2 pseudogenes are annotated in these 1,858 nt (G+C 41.6%); both read right to left on the bottom strand.

From position 1 onward, the window contains the following. A pseudogene (locus tag ACFIK3_RS09360) lies at positions 1–980 on the bottom strand (hypothetical protein); the annotation flags it as partial. Continuing rightward, positions 980–1,858, bottom strand: a pseudogene (locus ACFIK3_RS09355) (hypothetical protein); the annotation flags it as partial. The pseudogenes ACFIK3_RS09355 and ACFIK3_RS09360, both read right to left, overlap by 1 nt.

Genomic DNA, 1,858 nt, shown 5'->3' with positions numbered 1-1,858 from the left:
TCCTGTAAAAAAGGACTATGATCAGCTACGTAATCGGTAGGAACTGCTTTTTTAAAAGATTCTCCTAGCTCTTCAGACGCCTCCTTACCTAAATGTTTACTGATTGCTCTTAACGTGTCTGTTGCAACACCTTGCTTATGAGAAGGAGAAAGAAGTCTTCGTATTCCACCGACAGTAGAACCAGCCAAATGACCTAAAGCACTTCCAACCAATGCCCCGCCCGCTCCTAAACCTGCACCAGATAACGTACTTGTAAGTGTATTACCAAGTCCTTCGCCTTCTCCTGCGCCATGTAATGCTCCAGATGCCGCTCCTACTTTAAGCAAATGCGGCAATGTTGTTTTGTTCGTGATGCCTAAAAATGGACTTGCAAATCGACTTGGGGGTAACTGACCTGCTTTCAAAAAGGCTTGACCTAATTTTGACCCCGCCACATTCCTTGCAAGTGTAGGCGCTACAAAGCGTGCTCCTGAGGCTAACAATCCTCCCCCTAAAGTCGCAAGTGAAGGGATTGCCGACCCTAAAGCATTTCCAGCAAAAGAAGTCCAATAATGTTGATCACTCATCCTACGATAATAATCACGTATTCTATTAGCTTCTTTCTCATATTTTTCTATGGTTTTCTTATCTCCAGTCCAATAGTTGTAAAGCCCCTTCGCAAAAGCCTTTATTGCCAACTCATCATCAGAATCACGTCCTGCCGCTGTGATCCCCGCAATCTCATCATCTAAATTAAAACTCAAACCATGCTTTAAAGAGTTCCAAAAAGCTTCACTTTGCGTGATTTCGGGATGTTGCGGTGATGGTGTTTCTTCAAAATTCGGAGCATCATCGAGAACACGCAAACGATAACGTTTTCCACTTTTAGATGTTACATATTCTGGAGTGCCACCTCTCGAATTGTCATCGAGAACACGCAAACGGTAACGTTTTCCACTTTTAGATGTTACATATTCTGGAATGCTAGTATAAGTATTCATTAATACTCTTCCTTTTCAATACGCTTACCGGTAGACGCATCTATAAACACAGTGATATCATCTCTGTCGATACCTTCCTGCCATTTCATTATAGGTATATTTGCACCACCTCCTTGTGACATAGGTGAATCTACAAAATATTTATCAGAGATTTCTTGAGGCGTATCTATAGGTTGACCTGTTAATGCGTTGTACAGTTGAAGGTCATTATGCCTATTGAAAAAATCAAATGCTGTTTTAATTACTTCAAAAGTTCTCTCCAATCCCTCTTTATCTCGCCCAACATCCAAAGAACCAAACATTGATGACAGCGCCTTACTTTCAAAATCTGATATAGCACCAGTTCCTACTGTTCCGCTAGGACTCATTGATTTTAGATTCTCAAATACCGTCCTTAGAACACCACCTCTAATTCCCTCCAATAATTTGTCTAATTTGTACCCATCACTTCCACCAAATTTTTTCGTAAACCACCCCTTAAATCCTGTAGCCTTACCTGTTTGAATGAGTTCAAAAGCAGCTTTCAGATCATTTAATCCAGCTCTCAACTGCTGCTTGGTGGTGAACATATTTTTTATCCTTCTACCCTCCCATTCTTTCTGTGATTGTAGTTTTTGATTATACTCAAGTTCTTGTGGAGACCCCTTTACCGGTCTCATTTCGCGTTCACCAGTCTCTGGATTGGTATACCATTGAAACCCCTGACTTAACTTAGGAGTATCACCACCTGTTAGCATCGCACTAAGCATTTGCGGATTACGTGCCATGAACCGCGCCTCTTCTTCACTGTACCCTTTAGATTTTAGATACTCGACAGTCTGGTTAACCTGCCCTCTTTGTTTATCTCCTTCATGCAAGTTCTTCAGCCCCTTGGCAAA

This window comes from Bartonella sp. CB10SXKL, from assembly GCF_042195515.1.
In the GTDB taxonomy this organism is placed as follows: domain Bacteria; phylum Pseudomonadota; class Alphaproteobacteria; order Rhizobiales; family Rhizobiaceae; genus Bartonella.
Note: the sequence above shows the minus strand (reverse complement) of the source record. Positions and strands in the feature narration are given on the sequence as shown.